This window comes from Streptomyces sp. NPDC058985, from assembly GCF_042740985.1.
GTDB lineage: Bacteria > Actinomycetota > Actinomycetes > Streptomycetales > Streptomycetaceae > Streptomyces.
The window spans coordinates 139,172-159,246 of sequence record NZ_JBHYJX010000006.1 but is presented as its reverse complement, the minus strand read 5'-3'; the positions used below and the strand labels follow the sequence as shown (position 1 = coordinate 159,246).

The 20,075-nt window shown below is 71.1% G+C and carries 19 protein-coding genes and 1 riboswitch; of the genes, 7 read left to right on the top strand and 12 right to left on the bottom strand.

Annotated elements, in window-relative coordinates:
• Positions 1–81 precede the first annotated feature (81 nt).
• Positions 82–1,521, bottom strand: coding sequence for a gamma-aminobutyraldehyde dehydrogenase (locus tag ACFW01_RS07620; RefSeq protein ID WP_234960146.1), 1,440 nt, complete (start codon positions 1,519–1,521; stop codon positions 82–84).
• 165 nt (positions 1,522–1,686) lie between these two features.
• Here ACFW01_RS07620 and ACFW01_RS07615 point away from each other — a divergent pair, with 165 nt between their 5' ends.
• The 6 genes from ACFW01_RS07615 (at position 1,687) to ACFW01_RS07590 (ending at position 7,404) form a co-directional block, all read left to right on the top strand.
• Positions 1,687–2,202 carry an Lrp/AsnC family transcriptional regulator gene (locus ACFW01_RS07615; protein WP_234960147.1) on the top strand — a complete coding sequence of 172 codons (516 nt, stop codon included), beginning with the start codon at positions 1,687–1,689 and terminating at the stop codon, positions 2,200–2,202.
• A gap of 2 nt (positions 2,203–2,204) precedes the next feature.
• Entirely contained in the window at positions 2,205–3,578 is a 1,374-nt protein-coding gene (locus ACFW01_RS07610) for an aspartate aminotransferase family protein (protein WP_234960148.1), read from the top strand.
• A gap of 214 nt (positions 3,579–3,792) precedes the next feature.
• Positions 3,793–4,569 (top strand): ATP-binding cassette domain-containing protein, encoded by a 777-nt coding sequence (locus tag ACFW01_RS07605; RefSeq protein ID WP_234960149.1) that lies wholly within the window; start codon positions 3,793–3,795, stop codon positions 4,567–4,569.
• Positions 4,551–5,951 carry a hypothetical protein gene (locus tag ACFW01_RS07600; protein WP_384502603.1) on the top strand — a complete coding sequence of 467 codons (1,401 nt, stop codon included), beginning with the start codon at positions 4,551–4,553 and terminating at the stop codon, positions 5,949–5,951. Before ACFW01_RS07605 ends, ACFW01_RS07600 begins: the two co-directional genes overlap by 19 nt.
• A 127-nt stretch (positions 5,952–6,078) precedes the next feature.
• Positions 6,079–6,486 carry a VOC family protein gene (locus ACFW01_RS07595; protein WP_234960151.1) on the top strand — a complete coding sequence of 136 codons (408 nt, stop codon included), beginning with the start codon at positions 6,079–6,081 and terminating at the stop codon, positions 6,484–6,486.
• Positions 6,487–6,693: 207 nt separating this feature from the next.
• Entirely contained in the window at positions 6,694–7,404 is a 711-nt protein-coding gene (locus tag ACFW01_RS07590) for an LAETG motif-containing sortase-dependent surface protein (RefSeq protein WP_234960152.1), read from the top strand.
• 97 nt (positions 7,405–7,501) lie between these two features.
• On the opposite strand, the gene ACFW01_RS07585 is transcribed toward ACFW01_RS07590, so the two are convergent.
• The 9 genes from ACFW01_RS07585 to rpsB all read right to left on the bottom strand — a co-directional run bounded on the left by ACFW01_RS07585 (position 7,502) and on the right by rpsB (position 17,434).
• Positions 7,502–8,521, bottom strand: a complete 1,020-nt coding sequence (locus ACFW01_RS07585; RefSeq protein WP_384502602.1) for an ABC transporter ATP-binding protein — start codon at positions 8,519–8,521, stop codon at positions 7,502–7,504.
• A 31-nt stretch (positions 8,522–8,552) separates the two neighbouring features.
• Positions 8,553–10,235 carry an ABC transporter permease gene (locus ACFW01_RS07580; RefSeq protein WP_384502601.1) on the bottom strand — a complete coding sequence of 561 codons (1,683 nt, stop codon included), beginning with the start codon at positions 10,233–10,235 and terminating at the stop codon, positions 8,553–8,555.
• A complete protein-coding gene (locus tag ACFW01_RS07575) occupies positions 10,211–11,296 on the bottom strand; it encodes a thiamine ABC transporter substrate binding subunit (protein WP_384502600.1) in 1,086 nt (361 codons plus the stop codon). Before ACFW01_RS07575 ends, ACFW01_RS07580 begins: the two co-directional genes overlap by 25 nt.
• Positions 11,297–11,374: 78 nt before the next feature.
• Positions 11,375–11,480, bottom strand: a riboswitch (TPP riboswitch).
• Positions 11,481–11,521: 41 nt separating this feature from the next.
• The gene (rlmN, locus tag ACFW01_RS07570; protein WP_125495029.1) at positions 11,522–12,628 is read right to left on the bottom strand and encodes a 23S rRNA (adenine(2503)-C(2))-methyltransferase RlmN; all 1,107 of its coding nucleotides are present in this window, start codon (positions 12,626–12,628) and stop codon (positions 11,522–11,524) included.
• Between the two features lie 125 nt (positions 12,629–12,753).
• Positions 12,754–13,878: a phosphatidate cytidylyltransferase gene (locus ACFW01_RS07565; RefSeq protein WP_384502599.1), complete on the bottom strand. Its 1,125-nt coding sequence runs from the start codon at positions 13,876–13,878 to the stop codon at positions 12,754–12,756.
• Complete coding sequence (gene frr, locus ACFW01_RS07560; protein ID WP_161326008.1) at positions 13,878–14,435, bottom strand: ribosome recycling factor; 558 nt, start codon at positions 14,433–14,435, stop codon at positions 13,878–13,880. The genes ACFW01_RS07565 and frr overlap by 1 nt, the downstream gene beginning before the upstream one ends.
• A gap of 181 nt (positions 14,436–14,616) precedes the next feature.
• A complete protein-coding gene (gene pyrH / locus ACFW01_RS07555) occupies positions 14,617–15,375 on the bottom strand; it encodes a UMP kinase (RefSeq protein ID WP_064730053.1) in 759 nt (252 codons plus the stop codon).
• A 206-nt stretch (positions 15,376–15,581) separates the two neighbouring features.
• Positions 15,582–16,418, bottom strand: a complete 837-nt coding sequence (gene tsf / locus ACFW01_RS07550; protein WP_234960157.1) for a translation elongation factor Ts — start codon at positions 16,416–16,418, stop codon at positions 15,582–15,584.
• 95 nt (positions 16,419–16,513) lie between these two features.
• Positions 16,514–17,434: a 30S ribosomal protein S2 gene (rpsB, locus tag ACFW01_RS07545; RefSeq protein WP_234960158.1), complete on the bottom strand. Its 921-nt coding sequence runs from the start codon at positions 17,432–17,434 to the stop codon at positions 16,514–16,516.
• A gap of 270 nt (positions 17,435–17,704) precedes the next feature.
• Here rpsB and ACFW01_RS07540 point away from each other — a divergent pair, with 270 nt between their 5' ends.
• Positions 17,705–18,469 carry a M23 family metallopeptidase gene (locus ACFW01_RS07540; RefSeq protein ID WP_384502598.1) on the top strand — a complete coding sequence of 255 codons (765 nt, stop codon included), beginning with the start codon at positions 17,705–17,707 and terminating at the stop codon, positions 18,467–18,469.
• On the opposite strand, the gene ACFW01_RS07535 is transcribed toward ACFW01_RS07540, so the two are convergent.
• On the bottom strand, positions 18,423–18,980 hold the full coding sequence (locus tag ACFW01_RS07535) for a TetR/AcrR family transcriptional regulator (protein WP_234960240.1): 558 nt from the start codon (positions 18,978–18,980) through the stop codon (positions 18,423–18,425). The genes ACFW01_RS07540 and ACFW01_RS07535 overlap by 47 nt on opposite strands.
• A gap of 128 nt (positions 18,981–19,108) precedes the next feature.
• Entirely contained in the window at positions 19,109–19,951 is an 843-nt protein-coding gene (gene whiG / locus ACFW01_RS07530; protein WP_234960160.1) for an RNA polymerase sigma factor WhiG, read from the bottom strand.
• Between the last annotated feature and the right edge of the window lie 124 nt (positions 19,952–20,075).

The following is a 20,075-nucleotide window of genomic DNA, read 5'->3' as shown; positions in this document are numbered from 1 at the left end:
ACGCGTTCACGATGCACGCACCGCGGCCCCGGACGGGATTTCCCGTCCGGGGCCGCACGATCCTGCTGAACCGCCGGAGGCCTACGCGTCCAGCGACGTCATCACGTGCTTGACCCGCGTGTAGTCGTCGAAGCCGTACGACGACAGGTCCTTGCCGTAGCCGGACTTCTTGAAGCCGCCGTGCGGCATCTCGGCGACCAGCGGGATGTGGGTGTTGATCCACACGCAGCCGAAGTCCAGCTTCTTGGACATCCGCATCGCGCGGCCGTGGTCCTTGGTCCACACCGAGGAGGCCAGCGCGTACTCGACGCCGTTGGCCCACTCGACCGCCTGGTCCTCGTCGCGGAAGGACTGGACGGTGATGACCGGGCCGAAGACCTCCTTCTGGATGATCTCGTCACCCTGCTTGAGACCGGAGACGACGGTCGGGGCGTAGAAGTAGCCCTTGTCGCCGACCCGGTGGCCGCCCGCCTCGACCTTGGCGTGCGCGGGCAGGCGCTCGATGAACCCGGTGACCTGCTTGAGCTGGTTCGGGTTGTTGAGCGGCCCGTACAGCACGTCCTCGTCGTCCGGCTGGCCGGTCTTGGTCTCGGACGCGGCCTTGGCGAGCGCGCTCACGAACTCGTCGTGGATCGACTCGTGGACGAGGACGCGGGTGGCCGCCGTGCAGTCCTGGCCGGCGTTGAAGTAGCCCGCGGTCGAGATGTCCTCGACGGCCTTGGGGATGTCGGTGTCCTCGAAGACGACGACCGGGGCCTTGCCGCCCAGCTCCAGGTGGACCCGCTTGAGGTCCTTCGACGCCGACTCGGCGACCGACATGCCGGCCCGCACGGAGCCGGTGATGGAGGCCATCGCCGGGGTCTCGTGCTCGACCATCAGGCGGCCGGTGTCGCGGTCGCCGCAGACGACGTTGAAGACGCCCTTCGGCACGATGGAGCCGATGATGTCGGCCATCAGGGCCGTGGACGCCGGGGTGGTGTCCGACGGCTTGAGGACGACCGTGTTGCCCGCGGCGAGCGCCGGGGCGAACTTCCACACGGCCATCATCATCGGGTAATTCCAGGGGGCGACCTGCGCGCAGACGCCAATCGGCTCGCGGCGGATCATGGAGGTCAGGCCCTCCATGTACTCACCCGCGCTGCGGCCCTCCAGCATGCGCGCGGCGCCCGCGAAGAAGCGGATCTGGTCGACCATCGGCGGGATCTCCTCGGAGCGGGTCAGCCCGATGGGCTTGCCCGTGTTCTCCACCTCGGCCGCGATCAGCTCCTCGGCCCGCTCCTCGAACGCGTCGGCGATCTTGAGCAGGGCCTTCTGGCGCTCGGCCGGGACCAGGTCCCGCCAGGCCGGGAAGGCCGCGGCGGCGGCCGCCATGGCCGCGTCCACGTCCGCCTGTCCGGACAGGGGCGCGGTCGCGTAGGCCTCTCCCGTGGCGGGGTTGACCACCTCCGTGGTCCGTCCGTCGGCGGCGTCCCGGAACTCACCGTCGATGTAATTGCGCAGACGACGCAGCTCGGTGCTCACTGCCGGCCCTCCAAGGTTGGGTGTCCAATCACTGAGACACCCACCCTAATCCGTGCACCGACGTTTTCAACACCCCCGATCGCCTCCTGATTGCGAAATCCGCAGACTGAAACACCCTAGACAACGGATTTCATCGATACGGCCTTGCGAAACTGTCGAGACGTCGTGCACAGTGAACCCGTGGCCAGTCGAAGCGCAGACCCGAAGGACTCCCGCGAGTCCAGGAACGGCGGTCCCCAGTTGGACGCCGTCTCCCTCGCCATCATCGAACAGCTCCAGGAGGACGGCCGCCGGCCGTACGCGGCCATCGGCAAGGCCGTGGGCCTCTCCGAGGCCGCGGTGCGCCAGCGCGTCCAGAAGCTGCTCGACCAGGGCGTGATGCAGATCGTCGCCGTGACGGACCCGCTCACCGTGGGCTTCCGCCGCCAGGCGATGGTCGGTGTCAACGTGGAGGGCGACGTGGAGTCCGTCGCCGACGCGCTGACGGCCCTGTCCGAGTGCGAGTACGTGGTGATGACCGCGGGCTCGTTCGACCTGATGGTGGAGGTCGTCTGCGAGGACGACGACCACCTCCTGGAGGTCATCAACCGACGCATACGGGCCGTGCCCGGCGTGCGCTCCACCGAGAGCTTCGTCTACATGAAGCTCAAGAAGCAGACCTACATGTGGGGAACCCGATAAACGTGAGCACCGACAGCCCCAAGGACCTCAGCAGGACCGCGTACGACCACTTGTGGATGCACTTCACCCGCATGTCGTCGTACGAGAACGCCTCCGTCCCCACCATCGTCCGCGGTGAGGGCACCCACATCTACGACGACAAGGGCAAGCGTTACCTCGACGGTCTCGCCGGCCTGTTCGTGGTCCAGGCCGGACACGGCCGCCAGGAGCTGGCGGAGACCGCCTCGAAGCAGGCACAGGAGCTGGCCTTCTTCCCGATCTGGTCCTACGCCCACCCGAAGGCCGTCGAGCTGGCCGAGCGCCTCGCCAATGAGGCCCCCGGCGACCTCAACAAGGTCTTCTTCACCACTGGCGGCGGCGAGGCGGTCGAGACCGCCTGGAAGCTCGCCAAGCAGTACTTCAAGCTGACCGGCAAGCCGACCAAGCACAAGGTCATCTCCCGCGCGGTCGCCTACCACGGCACCCCTCAGGGCGCCCTGTCCATCACCGGCCTGCCCGCCCTCAAGGCGCCCTTCGAGCCGCTCGTCCCGGGCGCGCACAAGGTGCCGAACACCAACATCTACCGCGCCCCGATCTTCGGCGACGACCCCGAGGCCTTCGGCCGCTGGGCCGCCGACCAGATCGAGCAGCAGATCCTCTTCGAGGGCCCGGACACGGTCGCGGCCGTCTTCCTGGAGCCCGTCCAGAACGCGGGCGGCTGCTTCCCGCCCCCGCCCGGCTACTTCCAGCGGGTGCGCGAGATCTGCGACCAGTACGACGTGCTGCTCGTCTCGGACGAGGTCATCTGCGCCTTCGGCCGCCTGGGCACGACCTTCGCCTGCGACAAGTTCGGCTACGTCCCGGACATGATCACCTGCGCCAAGGGCATGACCTCGGGCTACTCCCCGATCGGCGCCTGCATCATCTCGGACCGCCTGGCCGAGCCGTTCTACAAGGGCGACAACACCTTCCTGCACGGCTACACCTTCGGCGGCCACCCGGTCTCCGCCGCGGTCGGCATCGCCAACCTCGACCTCTTCGAGCGCGAGGGCCTCAACCAGCACGTGCTGGACAACGAGGGCGCCTTCCGCGCCACCCTGGAGAAGCTGCACGACCTGCCGATCGTCGGCGACGTCCGCGGCAACGGCTTCTTCTACGGCATCGAGCTGGTCAAGGACAAGAACACCAAGGAGTCCTTCACCGACGAGGAGACCGAGCGCGTCCTGTACGGCTTCCTCTCCAAGAAGCTCTTCGAGAACGGCCTGTACTGCCGTGCCGACGACCGCGGCGACCCGGTCATCCAGCTCGCCCCGCCGCTGATCTCCAACCAGGAGACCTTCGACGAGATCGAGCAGATCCTGCGCGCCACGCTCACGGAGGCGTGGACGAAGCTCTGATCGTCCGAGCAGATGGTCATCTGGTACTTCCAGAAGATCATCACGGGCCCCGGCGCCGTCCGTTCGAGTGAGAACGGCGGCCCGGGGCCGCGTGCTTTCCGGCTTCCCCCGCGGCGACTCCTTACCGTGCCCAGTGACCGATCGGCCCCCTCCTCGTTCCCCCGGACGGGGGACGTGACCGGGGAAACACGGATCAGAACCGAGGTGTACGCCCATGGAGGCCCCGCCGGACAACGACGTGCTCTGGGCCCGCGCCCTGCACTTCCAGCACCAGGACGGCTCCCCCGCGCTTCAAGGCGTGTCGCTCGGCGTCCGCGAGGGCGAGATCCTCGCCGTGAGCGGCCCGCGCGGAAGCGGCAAGACCACTCTGCTGCGCTGTCTGTCCGGACTGGTCCGGCCGCAGGACGGCGAGGTGTGGTTCAACAGCGTGCCGGTGCACACCATGGGACCGCTCAGCCGCGAACGGCTGCGCCGCGACCGCTTCGGCTGGATCGACCCCGCCCCCGTACTGGTCCCGGAACTGAACGCCTGGGAGAACGCCGCCCTCCCCCTCATGCTGCGCGGCACGGGCCGGCGCCGGGCCAAGACCGCCGCCCTGGAGTGGCTGGACCGCCTGGACGTCGGCGACAAGGCCCGTCGGCGCCCGCGGGAGCTCCAGCAGGCCGAGCGGCAGCGGGTGTGCATCGCCCGCGCGCTGGCCGTCGCGCCCGCGGTCCTCTTCGCCGACGAGCCCACGGCGCCGCTGCACCGCGCCGACCGCGCCCAGGTGCTGCGCACCCTCACCACGGCGGCCCGCTCGCACGGCATCACCGTCGTCCTCGCGACGCACGAGGCGCAGACCGCCGGCCTGGCGGACCGCGCGGTGGCGCTGCTGGACGGACGGCGGGTACGGACCGTGCATCTGCCCCCGCTCGCCGAGACCGCGGTGGCCACGGGCGCCACCGGGGCCTCCGGAACGGAAGGCCGGGCCGCGTGCTCGCTCTCCGCCTGACCCGCGCCGCCCATCTCGCCGTCCACCTGCGCCGTCTGCTGGTCGCGGTGGCCTCGGCGGGCACGGGCTTCCTGCTGCTGTGCGCCTTCGGACACGCGATGAGCCACCCGGACGCGCCCGGTTCCTCCGCCCTCCGCCTCGCCTGGTGCGCGGCGCCGCTCGCCGCCACGGTGTACCTCGCGGTCGCCGTGGCCCGCACCGACCCCGGCACCCGGCCCCGCTCGGGGCTGTCCGCGATCGGCCTCGGGCCGGGCCGGCTGATGGCCGTCTCCGCGACGACCACGGCCCTGTCGGGCGCGCTCGGCTCGGTGGCTGCCCTGCTGCTCTTCCTCCACCTGCGCGGCGACCTGACGGGCCCGCCCTCCGACGGCGTCCCGGCCGACGCGCTGGCCGTCGGCCAGTCCCTCCCGGCCCCGGCGATCCTGACGCTGCTGGCCCTGGTCCCGGCCGCCGCCTCGGCCGCGGTCGCGTACTCCCTGCGCCCCCGCGAGCCGCGCCGCGCCCCGGCCACCGGCGCCCGGGGCTACGGCCGCTTCGGGGCGTACGGCTGGGGCAAGGCCCGGGAGACCTTCGGCGCCTACGGCCGCTTCGGCGCCCGCTGGACGGCGTCCCCGGCTCAGGCAGGTGCCCCGGCTCCCGAGGCCCGGCAGGCGTCCGCCGGCGCCGCCGAGTCCCCGGACGCCCCCTCCGGCGGAGCCGCCCTGCTGACGCGGCCCGGTGACGGCGACCTGGCGGCGGACCCGGACGGGCCCCCGCCCGTGCAGGACTCCGCCCCCGCCCTCCCGGCACCCCGCCCGCCGAACACCACCGTCCTGCCCTGGGGCATCGCCGTACTCGCCGCGGGCCTCGCCGTCGAGACCTACACCGGGCACCCGGCCACCACCCCCGACGCCACCCCGTCGGCCGGCGTACTCATCGGCTGGGCCCTCACCGCCCTGGGCCTGGCCCTCGCCGGCCCCGGCCTCACCCACCTGTGCGGCCGCCTCCTCCAGGCCGCCCGACCCGGCGCCCTGCGGCTGCTGGCCGGGCGCGTCCTCATGGACGAGGCGCACCGCATCGGCCGCCCCCTCGGCGTCGTCTGCGCCGTGGCCGCCGCGGCCTACGTCGCCACCTCCCTGTACGCCACCGACGGCCCGGACTTCGGGGCGTTGAGCACCCTGGGCGCCCTCCTCGTGGCCGGCTGCACGGTGGCCACCCTCCTCACCGCGGCCGTGGAGGCCAAACACGCCCGCGCCGACACCACCGACGCCCTGCTGCGGCTGGGGGCGCCCCCGGCGACCCTGCGCGCCGCGGCCGCCGTGCGCGCCGCCGCGCTGCTCGCCCTGTTCGGTGCGCTGACCCTGATCGTCGCGGAACTGGCGGCGCTCCCCCTGTCCCGCTGACGTCCTCGCGGCACCCGCGAGAAAATTCTCGAAGAGATCCACGAAACGGCGATGAGTTCCGCGCCCGCCGTACGTCTAACCCTTCGAACAGCACGGCAACGGCAGCGCACTTACGGGAGAGGCCCTCATGTACCAGCAGATGATCTTCGTGAACCTGGCCACCAACGACCTGGCCGCCTCGAAGAAGTTCTTCACCGGTCTCGGCTACGAGATCAACGCCCAGTTCAGCGATGACACCACGGCCTCGATCCCGCTCAGCGAGACCATCGTCGTGATGGTGCACACGCCGGAGAAGTACCGCCAGTTCACGAAGAAGGAGATCGTGGACTCCAGCAAGTCCAGCGAGGTGCTCCTCGCGCTGAGCGCCGAGAGCCGCGAGAAGGTCGACGAGCTGGTGGAGAAGGCGGTCGCGGCCGGCGGTTCGGTCAGCGGCGAGACCCAGGACCACGGCTTCATGTACGGGCGCGCCTTCGACGACGTCGACGGCCACACCTTCGAGGTCGTGTGGATGGACCCGGCGGCGGTCGAAGGCTGAGCCGGCGGGGGGCCGGGGCGCCTGCCGACGCACTGAAACGTGTAGGCGGTTAATAAGACGGCAAAGTCAACGTGCTTGGCTGGCATATGCGTTGACACTGCTTATGCACCGCTTATAAACCAGTGAGGCTCATGGGTGTGCTGATGCCGTGTCATCGGGCGTCGGCACCCTGCCCACCCCCCATCTGCGCTCCCGTAAAGGACAAACGTGGCAGTCCTGTCCATAATCAGCCGTACGGCGTCACGCCGTAGCGTCCGCGCCCTCGGCGTCGTCGCCGCCTCGGCGGCCCTGGCCGTCGGCGCCGCCGGCAACGCCCTCGCCTGCGACATCAGCGAGTTCTCCGCCGCCGCCAAGTGCGAAGGCGACAAGGGTGTCATCACCGTCACCGACGTGGACCCCGCCGGCATCCCCGCCGTCGTCACCGTCTACCTGCAGAACAACGGTGCCGACGCCGAGAAGATCGGCGAGCAGACGGTCAAGGGCTCGCGCGAGGGCAGCACCATCACCTTCGCCGCGGACTGGAAGCCGAACGCCGAGTACCGCATCCACGTCAAGGCCGACCGGTACGTCGACGAGGACATCAAGCCGAACCTCGTGACCCCGTCGACCCCCTGCAAGACCGAGGACACCCCGACCCCGACCCCGTCGGAGAGCTCCTCGACCCCGTCCGACGAGACGGAGACCCCGGCCCCCGAGCCGTCCACCTCGGCCCCCGCGCCGACGGAGGACCAGAGCACCGCGCCGGCGGCCGCGCCGAGCAACGCGCCGTCCCCGGCGGCCGGTGACTCCAACCTCGCCGAGACCGGTGCCAACTCCAACACCGGCATGATCGCCGGCATCGCGGCGGCCCTGGTCGTCGTCGGTGGCGGTGCCGTCTTCTTCGGCCTGCGCCGTCGCGGAGCGAACAGCACCCGCTGACGCCCGCACCCAGCTGGACAGCGGCGGTGGCCCGTCCCCGGTTCGGGGGCGGGCCGCCGTCATGTCCGGGGAGCGCCGGCCCGCTGCGGGCCGGCGCTCAGCCGAGCACGACGACCTCCGCCGCCTCGAACTCCACTCCGACCGCGTCCCCGACCTCCGGTGCCGCCCGCAGCGCGCACGCCGCCTCCAGGGGCGGCGCGTCCTCCGGCTGGAGGCGCACGGCGACATGGGTGCCCCGGAAGGTGCGGGCCGCGACCGTGCACGGCAGGCCCGCGTCGGCGGCGACGATCCGGACCCCGGCCGGCCGCACGAGCACCGTCCGCGTCCCCTGCAGGGCGTCCTCGGGGACCGGGACCTTGCCCCACGGCGTGTCCGCGACCTGCCCGGCGACGGTCGCCTCCACCACGTTGTCGAAGCCGAGGAAACGGGCCACGAAGGCGTCGGCCGGCCGCTGCCACACCTCGAGCGGCGTCCCCGACTGCGCGATCCGCCCGTCCCGCATCACCACGACCCGGTCGGCGAGCGCGAACGCCTCGCCCTGGTCGTGCGTCACGGCGAGCACCGTGGTGCCCAACCGGCCGAACAGCTCCCGAAGTTCGACCACGAGGCGCTCCCGCAGCGAGCGGTCGAGCTGACCGAGCGGCTCGTCCAGCATCAGCAGCCGGGGCCGGGGCGCGAGCGCCCGGGCGAGGGCCACCCGCTGCTGCTCGCCGCCGGAGAGCGCGGCGACGGACCGGCGTCCGGCGCCCGGCAGTCCGACCAGCTCCAGCAACTCCGCCACCCGGTCCCGCTGTTCGGTGCGGGACGCGCCCCGCATCCGGGGCCCGAAGGCGATGTTTCCGGCCACGTCCCGCTGCGGGAACAGCTGGTGGTCCTGGAACATCAGCCCCAGCTCGCGCCGGTGCGCGGGCACCCCGGCCTGGTCCCGCCCGTCGAGCGTCACCCGCCCGGCGTCCAGCGGCTGGAGCCCGGCCACCGCGCGCAGCAGCGTCGACTTGCCGCTGCCGCTGGGCCCGAGCACGCACACCACCTCGTGCTCGGCGACCTCCAGGCCGACGGCGTCCAGCACGGCCCGCCCGCCGAAGCGGACGGTCGCTTCCTCGACGTTCAGCAGCATCCCTGGATCACCCGCACAACCAGTCGCATCTCTAGAACTCCCCGCTCCGGTCGGTGCGCAGCCGCTCCAGCACCACCAGCGCCACCGCGCACACCAGCATCAGAATCGTCGAAAGGGCCATGGCCTGGCCGTAGTTCATGTCCCCGGGCCTGCCCAGCAGCCGCGCCACGGCGACCGGCAGCGTCGGGTTGTCGGGCCGCGCGATGAACACGGTCGCGCCGAACTCCCCGAGGGACACGGCGAAGGCGAACCCGGCCGCGACCAGCAGCGCCCGCCGCACCATCGGCAGGTCCACTTCCCGCCACACCCGCCAGGGCGAGGCTCCGAGCACCGCCGCCGCCTCCCGCAGCCGTCCGTCCACCGCCCGCAGCACGGGCAGCATGGTCCGTACGACGAAGGGGACACCGACCAGCGCCTGGGCGAGCGGCACCAGGATCCAGGAGGAGCGCAGGTCCAGCGGCGGTTCGTCCAGCGCGATCAGGAACCCGAAACCGACGGTCACGGCGGACACCCCGAGCGGCAGCATCAGCAGCGCGTCGAAGCCCCGCACGAAGCGGCCCGCGTCCCGCCGGGTGAGCGCGGCGGCGGCGAGACCGCCGATCACCACGGCGATGGCGGTGGCGGCGACGGCGTACTGGAGGGAGTTGCCGATGGCCTCGATCGGCGGGACCAGGAAGGCGCCGCCGTCGGCACTGGTCAGCGCCCGATAGTAGCCGAAGCCGGGTGCGCCGAGCGACCGCTGGACCAGCACGGCGAGCGGCAGCACCAGCAGCAGCGCGACGGTGGCCAGGACGCCCGCCAGCAGCGCCCACTGGCCCGTGCCCCGGGGCCTGCGCGCGGTCGTGGCGGCGTCCACCAGCCGCAGGGCGCTCTCCCGCCGCCGTACCGTCCGGGCGTGCACGGCGAGGACCGCGGCGACCGCCACGAACTGGATCAGCGTCAGCACGGCCGCCGTGGACAGGTCGAAGACCTGGGACGTCTGCCGGTAGATCTCCACCTCCAGGGTGGAGAAGGCGGGCCCGCCGAGGATCTGCACGACGCCGAAGGAGGTGAAGGTGAACAGGAACACCATCAGCGCGGCGGCCGCCACCGCGGGAGCGAGCGCGGGCAGCGTGACCTGCCGCCAGGCCCGCGGGCGGGAGGCACCGAGCATCCGCGCGCCCTCCTCCTGCCGCGGGTCGAGCTGCGCCCACAGGCCGCCCACGGTGCGCACCACGACGGCGTAGTTGAAGAAGACGTGCGCGAGCAGGATGGCCCACACGGTCGTGTCCAGCCGTACGCCCCACAGCTCGTCGAGCAGCCCGCCGCGCCCCACCAGCGCCAGGAACGCCGTCCCCACGACGACCGTCGGCAGCACGAACGGCACGGTTACCACCGCCCGCAGCACCTGCTTGCCTGGAAAGTCGAAGCGGGCGAAGACATAGGCGCCGGGCAGTGCGATCAGCAGGGTGAGCGCGGTGGACGCCAGCGCCTGCCAGGTCGTGAACCACAGCACGTGCCGCACGTCGGACTGGGCGAGCACGTCGCCGATCCGGCCGAACTGCCAGGCGCCGTCGACCTCCAGGCCGCGCGCGACGATCGCGGCGACGGGGTAGGCGAAGAACACCGCGAAGAACGCGACGGGCACGACCATCAGGGCGAGCCGCGCCGCGCTCCCGCGCGGGTTCCGAGCCCTGGGGGCTCCCTTGCCTACTTCAGTACGAGCGAGGTCCACGACTTGACCCACTGGTCGCGATTGCCGGCGATCTTCGCCGGGTCCATGGTCTGCGGGTCCTCGGCCTGCGGCCCGTACTTCGCGAACGCCTCGGGGATCCGCGCGCCCTCCCGCACCGGGTACACGAACATGTTCAGCGGCAGGTCCTCCTGGAACTGCTTGCCGATGAGGAAGTCGAGGAGTGCCTTGCCTCCCTCGGGGTTCTTGGCGTTGCTCAGCAGGCCCGCGTACTCGACCTGGCGAAAGCAGGTGCCGTCGGCGACGCCCGTGGGCGCGGTGGACGGCTGCGGTTCGGCGTAGATCACCTCGGCGGGCGGGGAGGAGGCGTAGGAGACGACGAGCGGGCGGTCGCCCTTGGCCTTCTTGCCCCCGGCCGAGCCGGAGAACTGCTCGTTGTAGGCCTGCTCCCAGCTGTCGACGACCTTGACGCCGTTGGCCTTGAGCTTCTTCCAGTAGCCCTCCCAGCCGTCGTCCCCGTACTTGGCGGCGGTACCGAGCAGGAAGCCCAGGCCGGGCGAGGAACTGCCCGCGTTCTCGGTGACGAGCAGGTCCTTGTACTCCGGCTTGACCAGGTCGTCGAAGGAGTCCGGCGGGGTCAGCTTGTTCTTGCTGAAGTACGCCTTGTCGTAGTTGACGCAGACGTCACCGGTGTCGACGGGCGTGACCCGGTGCTTGTCCTGGTCGGCCCGGTACTCGGGCAGGACCAGGTCGGAGCCCTTTGCCTCGTACGGCTGGAACAGCCCGTTGTCGAGGGCGCGGGAGAGCAGGGTGTTGTCGACGCCGAAGAAGACGTCGCCCTGCGGGTTGTCCTTGGTGAGGACGGCCTTGTTGACGGCCTGCCCGGCGTCGCCGTCCTCCAGGACCCTGACCTTGTAGCCGGAGCTCTTCTCGAAGGCGGCGACGACCTCCTTCGAAGAGGCCCACGAGTCATGGCTGACCAGGGTCACGGTCTTGGAGTCGCCGGACCCCTGCCCTTCGTCGGACGACGACCCGCAGGCGGCCAGGCCGCCGGCCATGCCGAGGCCGACGGCCAGGACGGTGACCTTCTTGGTGATGCTCACTGATTCCTCCTGGGTGACCAGGAGAAGACGCGGCCCCGCCCGCGACCCCTGGCGAGGGTCCCGGGCAGGGCGCAACAGCTCGAGTGGTGACCGATCTCCCTACCCAGAATGACCTGGGCCAGGTTCGGAGGGTCTGCGGCCGGTGCCGCACTCTCAGCGCTGTGGCGCTCCCCTGTCGGAATATGAAGATGTGGTTACTGTGGCGTTGTACTGACGCCGGTCAGGTTACCGCTCGCTCGCGGCGAGCTGACCACACGCCCCGTCGATCTCCTGGCCACGGGTGTCCCGGATCGTCACCGGCACACCGTGCGCCGCGATCGCCTCCACGAACGCCTTCTCGTCCTCGGGCCGCGACGCGGTCCACTTCGAGCCGGGCGTGGGGTTGAGCGGGATGAGGTTGACGTGCACCGGGCGGCCCTTGAGCAGCCGCCCGAGGCGGTCGCCCCGCCACGCCTGGTCGTTGATGTCCCGGATCAGCGCGTACTCGATGGAGAGCCGGCGCCCTGACTTCGCGGCGTACTCGAACCCGGCGTCCAGCACCTCACGCACCTTCCAGCGCGTGTTGACGGGGACGAGGGTGTCGCGCAGCTCGTCGTCGGGGGCGTGCAGCGAGATGGCGAGGCGGCACTTGAAGCCCTCGCCGGTGAAGCGGTTGATCGCCGGGACGAGACCGACGGTGGAGACGGTGATGCCGCGCTGGGAGAGCCCCAGCCCGTCCGGCTCCGGGTCGGTGAGCCGGCGGATGGAGCCGACGACCCGGTTGTAGTTGGCCAGGGGCTCACCCATGCCCATGAACACGATGTTGCTGAGCCGGGCCGGGCCTCCGGGGACCTCTCCGTCCCTGAGCGCCCGCATGCCGTCCACGATCTGGTGCACGATCTCGGCCGTCGACAGGTTCCGGTCCAGGCCGGCCTGCCCCGTGGCACAGAATGGGCAGTTCATGCCGCAGCCCGCCTGGGAGCTGATGCACATGGTCACCCGGTCCGGGTAGCGCATGAGCACCGACTCGACGAGCGTCCCGTCGAACAGCTTCCAGAGCGTCTTGCGGGTGGTGCCCTGGTCGGTCGACAGATGCCGGACGACCGTCATCAGCTCGGGCAGCAGCGCCTCCCGGAGCCCCTCCCGCGAACCGGCGGGGATGTCGGTCCACTGCTCGGGGTCGTGCGCGTACCGCGCGAAGTAGTGCTGCGAGAGCTGCTTGGCACGAAAGGCCTTCTCGCCGGCAGCGACGACGGCCTCTTTACGCTCGGCGGGCGTGAGATCGGCAAGGTGCCGCGGCGGCTTCTTGGCTCCGCGGGGGGCGACGAATGTGAGTTCTCCGGGCTTAGGCATGGCTGTACCAGTGTCGCAGACATATGAGAAGAGACCCGCCGCCCTGTGGACAACGGGTCTCTCGTCGAAGAACGTGCAGGTGGGGGCGGTCGCGAGGCCGGCCCTGCGGGCTCACGCCGGCCGGATCAGCCCGACCCCACGAAGATCACCAGCAGGAGCCACACCACCGGCGCCGTCGGCAGGAGGGAGTCCAGGCGGTCCATGATGCCGCCGTGGCCCGGCAGGAGGGTGCCCATGTCCTTGATACCGAGGTCGCGCTTGATCATGGACTCACCGAGGTCGCCCAGCGTGGCGCTGACGGCGACCGCGAGGCCGAGCAGCAGGCCCTGCCACCAGACGCCGTCCTCGATCATGAACTGCATGCACACCGCGCCCGCCGCCATCGCGAAGGCCACCGCTCCCAGCAGCCCCTCGCGGGTCTTGCCGGGGCTGATGCGCGGGGCGAGCTTGGTCCTGCCGAAGCGCCAGCCGACGGCATAGGCGCCGGTGTCGCTGACGACCGTGAGCAACAGGAAGGTCAGCACGCGCTGCGCGCCGTCGTCGGCCATCAGCATCATCGTGACGAACGTGGCCAGGAAGGGCACGTAGAAGGCCGCGAACAGACCCGCCGTGACGTCCTTGAGGTAGCCCTCCGGCGGCTCGGTCATCCGCCACACGAGCACGGCCAGCGCCGTGAGCGCCATGGCGACCCACGCGCCCTCGGCACCTCGCGCGTACCCGGCGACCACCATCGCCGCGCCGCCGATCGCCAGCGGCACGAGCGGCGCCCTGATGCCCTTGCGCTCCTCCAGCCGCTTGGTCAGCTCCCACAGGCCCACGACGACCGCGACCGCGACCACGCCGACGAAGACCGCCTTGACGACGAACAGCGACGCGACGATGACGGCGCCGAGTCCGACGCCGACCCCTATCGCCGCGCCCAGGTCGCGCCCCGCGGTCTTCTTCGGCGGCGGCTGGGACTGCGCCGGCTGCGGGGCGTCGGGCATGGGCTCCGGATTCTGCGGCACCGCCGCATACGGCTGCACCGGCGGGTTCTGGAACAGGGGACCGCTCGCCCGAGCGGCCCCCCGGTCGTCGTCCTGGTCACCGCCGTGTTCGGGTACGTCGGGCACGATGGGCATGGGGCGAGTCTGCTGCGCGTACTGCGCATCGTATGCGGAACCCGCCGGGGCAGCGCCCTGGACAGGTCCCCCGTCGGACGGCCCCCAGTACCCGGCTTGTGGCGGCGCTCCCCAGGAAGAGTCGTTCATCAGACCTCGAGCAGCTCCGCTTCCTTGTGCTTCAGGAGCTCGTCCACCTGGGCGACGTACTTCGAGGTGGTCTGCTCGAGCTCGCTCTCCGCACGACGGCCCTCGTCCTCGCCGACCTCGCCGTCCTTGATCAGCTTGTCGATGGCGTCCTTGGCCTTGCGGCGCACGGAGCGGATGGACACCTTGGCGTCCTCGCCCTTGGCCTTGGCGACCTTGATGTAGTCGCGGCGGCGCTCCTCGGTCAGCTCGGGGAACACCACTCGGATGATGTTGCCGTCGTTGCTCGGGTTGACGCCCAGGTCGGAGTCGCGGATCGCCTGTTCGATGTTGCGCAGGGCGCTCTTGTCGAAGGGCGTCACCACGGCCATGCGCGGCTCGGGCACGGAGAACGAGGCCAGCTGGTTGATCGGCGTCAGCGCGCCGTAGTAGTCGGCCACGATCTTGTTGAACATCGCCGGGTGCGCACGGCCGGTGCGGATCGCGGCGAAGTCCTCCTTGGCGACCACGACGGCCTTCTCCATCTTCTCCTCGGCCTCGAGGAGGGTCTCTTCGATCACCACTTGCTCCTGCGTGTCTTGAGTAGGCCCGGCTGCGGTCCCCTGGCGGGGCGGCGGCCGGCTGCGTCGCGTTCTTCCTGCACGGTTCCCGACCGGCGGGACATTGTCCATCCCCCGGCCCGGCCCCGTCCCGTCCGTCCCCCGGACAGGTGGCGTCCGCGGACAGGGGGGTGTTCTCCGGTCAGTCCCGGGTGCCCTGGTCACCCACGAGCGTGCCGATCTTCTCACCCTTGACGGCGCGGGCGATATTGCCCTCCTTCAACAGCTCGAAGACCACGATCGGGAGGCTGTTGTCGCGGCAGAGCGTGACGGCGGTGGCGTCGGCGACCTTGAGATCGCGGGTGATGACCTCGCCGTAGCCGAGCGCGTCGAACTTCACGGCGTCCGGGTTGGTCTTGGGGTCGGAGTCGTAGACCCCGTCCACGCCGTTCTTGCCCATGAGCAGCGCCTCGGCGTCGATCTCCAGGGCGCGCTGGGCGGCGGTGGTGTCGGTGGAGAAGTAGGGCATGCCCATTCCGGCGCCGAAGATGACCACGCGGCCCTTCTCCAGGTGGCGCACTGCGCGCAGCGGGATGTACGGCTCGGCGACCTGGCCCATGGTGATGGCGGTCTGCACGCGGCAGTCGACGCCCTCCTTCTCCAGGAAGTCCTGGAGGGCCAGGCAGTTCATCACGGTGCCGAGCATGCCCATGTAGTCGGAGCGGGCGCGGTCCATGCCGCGCACCTGGAGTTCGGCCCCGCGGAAGAAGTTGCCGCCGCCGATGACGACGGCGATCTCGGCGCCGTCGCGTACGACGGCCGCGATCTCGCGGGCGATGGCGTGCACCACGTCGGGGTCGACGCCCAGGCCGCCACCGCCGGAGAAGGCCTCTCCGGACAGCTTCAGCATGAAGCGGCCGCGTACTTTGCCGTCGTCGCTCTTCTCGGCCTTGGTGGTCATGGAGATCTCGCCTCTTTTACGTGGGTCACACACACGAAGAAGGCCACTGCCGGTGGGGGCGTGTTTCGCATCCCATACGCGGCAATGGCCTCCTCGTCAGATCTGCTGTCGTCCGCCGCCACGCGCGCGTGCGCCACGGCCTGCGCGAACGGCGCCGACGACTGCTGTCGACCCTACCGGGGTCGAGCGTCCGTCGCGGTACGGACTCAGATGCCGACCTTGATGCGCGAGAAGCGCTTCAGGGTGACACCGGCCTCTTCCAGCACCTTCTGGACGGACTTCTTGTTGTCCAGGGCGTAGGGCTGGCCCAGCAGGGTCGCGTCCTTGAAGAAGCCGTTGAGGCGACCCTCGACGATCTTCGGCAGGGCGGCCTCCGGCTTGCCCTCGGCGCGGGTGGTCTCCTCGGCGACGCGGCGCTCGGACTCGACGACCTCGGCCGGGACGTCCTCCTTGGAGAGGTACTTCGGCGCGAAGGCGGCGATGTGCTGGGCGATGCCCTTGGCGATGTCCGCGTTCGGCTTGTCCAGCTCGACGAGGACACCGATCTGCGGGGGCAGGTCGGGCATCGTGCGGTGCATGTACGCGGTCACGAAGCCGCCGGAGAACTGCGCGAAGCGGTCCAGGACGATCTTCTCGCCGAGGTTGGCGTTGGCCTCGTCCACGTACGCCTGGACGGTCTTGCCGGCCTCGATCTCGGAGGCGAGCAGGGCCTCCAGGTCCGCCGGGGCGGCCTTGGCGACGTGCTCGGCGATGGCCTTGGCGACGTTCTGGAACTTGTCACCCTTGGCGACGAAGTCCGTCTCGCACTTCAGCTCGACCAGGACACCGGAGGTGTTGTCGTCGGCGATGATCGAGACGACGGCACCGTTCTCGGCGGAGCGGCCCTCGCGCTTGGCGACGCCCTTCTGGCCCTTGATACGGAGCGCCTCGACGGCCTTCTCGACGTTGCCCTCGGCCTCGTCCAGCGCCTTCTTGCAGTCCATCATGCCGGCGCCGGTGAGCTCACGAAGCTTCTTGACGTCGGCGGCGGTGTAGTTCGCCATGATTCAGGAATCTCTCTCGAAGTCCGAAGATCTACGGGCCGGACGGCGGGGGCTTCGTGGGCCCCCGCCGTCCAGAACCCGAAGGTGGTGAGGGGTCAGGCCTGCTCGGCGTCCGCGGCCGGGGCCTCGGCGGGCTTGTCGGCGTCGGCGGCGGCCACCTCGGTGGCGGCCTCCTCGACGGCCTCGGAGACCTTGGCGTCGGGGGCGGGCGCCTCGGCGGCGGCCTCGACGGCCTCGTCCTTCTTCTCGCCCTCGAGCAGGTCGCGCTCCCACTCGGCGAGCGGCTCGCCGGCGGCCTTCTCACCCTTGGCACCACCGGCGGCACCGGAGCGGGCGATGAGGCCCTCGGCGACGGCGTCGGCGATCACGCGGGTGAGCAGGGTGACGGAGCGGATCGCGTCGTCGTTGCCCGGGATCTTGTAGTCGACCTCGTCGGGGTCGCAGTTGGTGTCGAGGATGGCCACGACCGGGATGTTGAGCTTCCGGGCCTCGCCGACCGCGATGTGCTCCTTCTTGGTGTCCACGATCCAGACGGCGCTGGGCACCTTGGACATCTCGCGGATACCGCCGAGGGTCTTCTCCAGCTTGGCCTTCTCGCGGGAGAGGACCAGCAGCTCCTTCTTGGTGAGGCCGGAGGCGGCCACGTCCTCGAAGTCGATCTGCTCGAGCTCCTTCAGGCGCTGCAGGCGCTTGTAGACGGTCGAGAAGTTGGTGAGCATGCCGCCCAGCCAGCGCTGGTTGACGTAGGGCATGCCGACGCGGGTGGCCTGCTCGGCGATGGCCTCCTGCGCCTGCTTCTTCGTGCCGACGAACATGACCGTGCCGCCGTGGGCGACGGTCTCCTTGACGAACTCGTAGGCGCGGTCGATGTACGACAGCGACTGGAGCAGGTCGATGATGTAGATGCCGTTGCGCTCGGTGAAGATGAAGCGCTTCATCTTCGGGTTCCAGCGACGGGTCTGGTGACCGAAGTGGACGCCGCTTTCCAGCAGCTCCCGCATCGTGACGACGGCCATGGCCGTTCTCCTTGGTTTTCTCGGTTGTGCCGCGCGAGCCGGACGGCCTGCGCGCCTGACGCCCGCTGTGCGCCGTGCCGCAAGGGACCGAGGGGCGCTGACACGCGCCTTGGAAGGCGTCGTGTCGGGGCGTGCGAAGTCGACCCGGTGACCCGGATCGCCACCAGAAGTGTACGGGACCGGAGGGGTACCGGGTGACGCGGCTGTCCACAACCGGGCGGCGGTCCACAGGCCCGCACGGCGGCCCGCTCCGTGCGGGACGGTTCTCGCATGCGAGCGAGGCGATGTGTGAGTGCGTGCGTGTGTGCGTGTGCGTGGGTGGTGCTGCTGTCGGCCGTCCTGGCCCCGGCGCCGTTCGGCGCCGCGCGGGCGGTGCCGGTGGTGGCGTCGGCGGCCGTGGGGCGGGGTCCGGATCCGGCGGTGCCGGCCGTGGCCCGGTGGTGGCCGGTGGGCACCCGGCCCGCGGTCCTGCGGGGGTGGGAGCCCCCGGCCAGTGCCTACGGTGCTGGCCACCGGGGCGTGGACCTCGCGGCGGCGGGCGGGGCCCCGGCGCGGGCGGTGGCGGCGGGGCGGGTGTCCTTCGCGGGGCGGGTGGCGGGCAGGGGCGTCGTCTCACTCGCACTGACGGGTACCGGCGACCCGCCCCTGCGTACCACGTACGAGCCGGTCTCGGCCTCGGTACGCGAGGGCGACGAGGTGGCGGCGGGCGAGGCGCTCGGCACGGTCGAGCCTACTGGCTCGCACTGCACGGCCTGCCTGCACTGGGGCCTGCTGCGCGGGGACGTCTACCTCGACCCGCTGTCCCTGCTCCCGCCGTGGCTGCTGGACTCGGGGCCGTCGAGGCTGCTGCCGGTCCTGGGGGTGCCGCTGCCCGAAGAACGGTCCGAGGGGCAGTCCGGGGACCGGCCCGCCGAGAACCCGTCCGAGGACCGGCCCGGAGACGCGTCCGGAGACCGGTCCGGAGACCGGTCCGGAAAGCAGCGGGCGATCAGCCGCGCACGCCCCGCAGCGCCATGGAGACCGCCGCCCGGGTGATCGCCTCGGGCACCTCGGCCGCGCCCAGTTCGATCCGCCGCACGGCCGCGTCCACGACGCCCTGCAGCAGCATGGCCGCGAGCCTGGGCTCGGCGTGACCCATCTCCGCCAGCGCCTCGACGATCATGGCGATCAGCCCGCCGTGCGCCGCCCGGATCTTCTCCCGCGCACCGGCGTCCAGCTCACTGGCGGAGATGGCCACGACCGCGCGGTGGCGCCGGTCCCCGACCAGGTCGAGCTGGGTGCGCACATACGCCTCGACCTTGGCCTCGGGGGTCGTCTCGCGCTCCATCGCCGCCTCGACCTCGGCCGCCCAGACCGGGAAGTCGACGGCGCACAGCTCCTCGACGACGGCCGCGCGGGACCGGAAGTACTCGTAGACCGACGACCGGGCCAGGCCCGTCCGTTCGGCGAGGGCGGGGAAGGTCAGCGCCTCCGTTCCGCCGTCGGACAGCAGGGAGCGTGCCGCGTCCAGCAGGGCGGCACGCTGCATCGACCGGTGCTCGGCCACGGAGGCCGCTCGAATCCTTGGCACCCCACCACTTTACGGACGCGTCCCCCCGTGCGGGAGACGGTCACCCGACCGCGCGGCCGTCGAGCGGGTGGCGACGGACGCCGTCGCGATGCCATAAGCCCAGTTCAACGGCCGAAACCGGCCAGCTTGGCGCGCAGCTGCAACACCGACTTGGTGTGGATCTGACTGACCCGGCTCTCGGTCACCCCCAGCACGTTGCCGATCTCGGCGAGCGTGAGGCCCTCGTAGTAGTACAGGGTGACGACGGTCTTCTCGCGCTCCGGCAGCGTGTTGATCGCCCGCGCCAGGAGCCGGCGCAGCTCACGGTCCTCGGCGACCTCCACGGGATTGTCGGCGGCGGTGTCCTCCAGGGTGTCCATGAGACTGAGCCGGTCGCCGCCCTCGCTCCCGGCGTGCAGCAGCTCCTCCAGGGCCACCACGTTGGCCAGCGACAACTGGCTGAAGACCGCGTGGAGGTCCTCGACCGCGATCCCCATCTCCACGGCCACCTCGCTCTCCGAGGGGGTGCGGCGCAGCCGTGCCTCCAGCGTGGCGTACGCGCGCTCCACGTTGCGCGCCTTCTGCCGCACCGAGCGGGGGATCCAGTCCAGCGCGCGCAGTTCGTCGATCATCGCGCCCCGGATCCGGGTGATCGCGTACGTCTCGAACTTGATCTCGCGGTCGAGGTCGAACTTCTCGATCGCGTCGATCAGCCCGAACACACCGGAGGAGACGAAGTCGGCCTGTTCGACGTTGGGCGGCAGCCCCACGCTGACCCGGCCCGCCACGTACTTCACCAGGGGCGAGTAGTGCAGGATCAGCTGTTCCCGCAGCCGCTCGTCCCCCGTCGCCTTGTACGACCGCCACAGCTCGTCGAGCGTCGAGGGGGCGGACGGTCGCACGCTGCCGCCGTCGCGGGCGGCTGGGGGGACCGCCGCCCGGTCGGACCCGGAGGTGTGCTGGGGCATTCGTCGCCTTGTGCCGTTCTGCCGTGATGTGGTGCGCCTGAGGCCGCCGGTCTGCTGTCTGGTGGTCGCCTGTTGTCGGTCGTGTTCGTGAGGCCCTCGTGAGCGTAGCGTGACTGGACCGTCG

What these genes read in the sequence shown, in the direction of transcription:
- ACFW01_RS07585 (WP_384502602.1), bottom strand. Translation starts at nt 8,521, where the DNA reads ATGCTGCTGAACGTCGAGGAAGCGACCGTCCGCTTCGGCGGGCGGGCC.
- whiG (WP_234960160.1), bottom strand. Translation starts at nt 19,951, where the DNA reads ATGCCCCAGCACACCTCCGGGTCCGACCGGGCGGCGGTCCCCCCAGCC.
- tsf (WP_234960157.1), bottom strand. Translation starts at nt 16,418, where the DNA reads ATGGCGAACTACACCGCCGCCGACGTCAAGAAGCTTCGTGAGCTCACC.
- rpsB (WP_234960158.1), bottom strand. Translation starts at nt 17,434, where the DNA reads ATGGCCGTCGTCACGATGCGGGAGCTGCTGGAAAGCGGCGTCCACTTC.
- ACFW01_RS07595 (WP_234960151.1), top strand. Translation starts at nt 6,079, where the DNA reads ATGTACCAGCAGATGATCTTCGTGAACCTGGCCACCAACGACCTGGCC.
- rlmN (WP_125495029.1), bottom strand. Translation starts at nt 12,628, where the DNA reads ATGCCTAAGCCCGGAGAACTCACATTCGTCGCCCCCCGCGGAGCCAAG.
- pyrH (WP_064730053.1), bottom strand. Translation starts at nt 15,375, where the DNA reads ATGACCACCAAGGCCGAGAAGAGCGACGACGGCAAAGTACGCGGCCGC.
- ACFW01_RS07540 (WP_384502598.1), top strand. Translation starts at nt 17,705, where the DNA reads ATGCGAGCGAGGCGATGTGTGAGTGCGTGCGTGTGTGCGTGTGCGTGG.
- ACFW01_RS07565 (WP_384502599.1), bottom strand. Translation starts at nt 13,878, where the DNA reads ATGAACGACTCTTCCTGGGGAGCGCCGCCACAAGCCGGGTACTGGGGG.
- ACFW01_RS07605 (WP_234960149.1), top strand. Translation starts at nt 3,793, where the DNA reads ATGGAGGCCCCGCCGGACAACGACGTGCTCTGGGCCCGCGCCCTGCAC.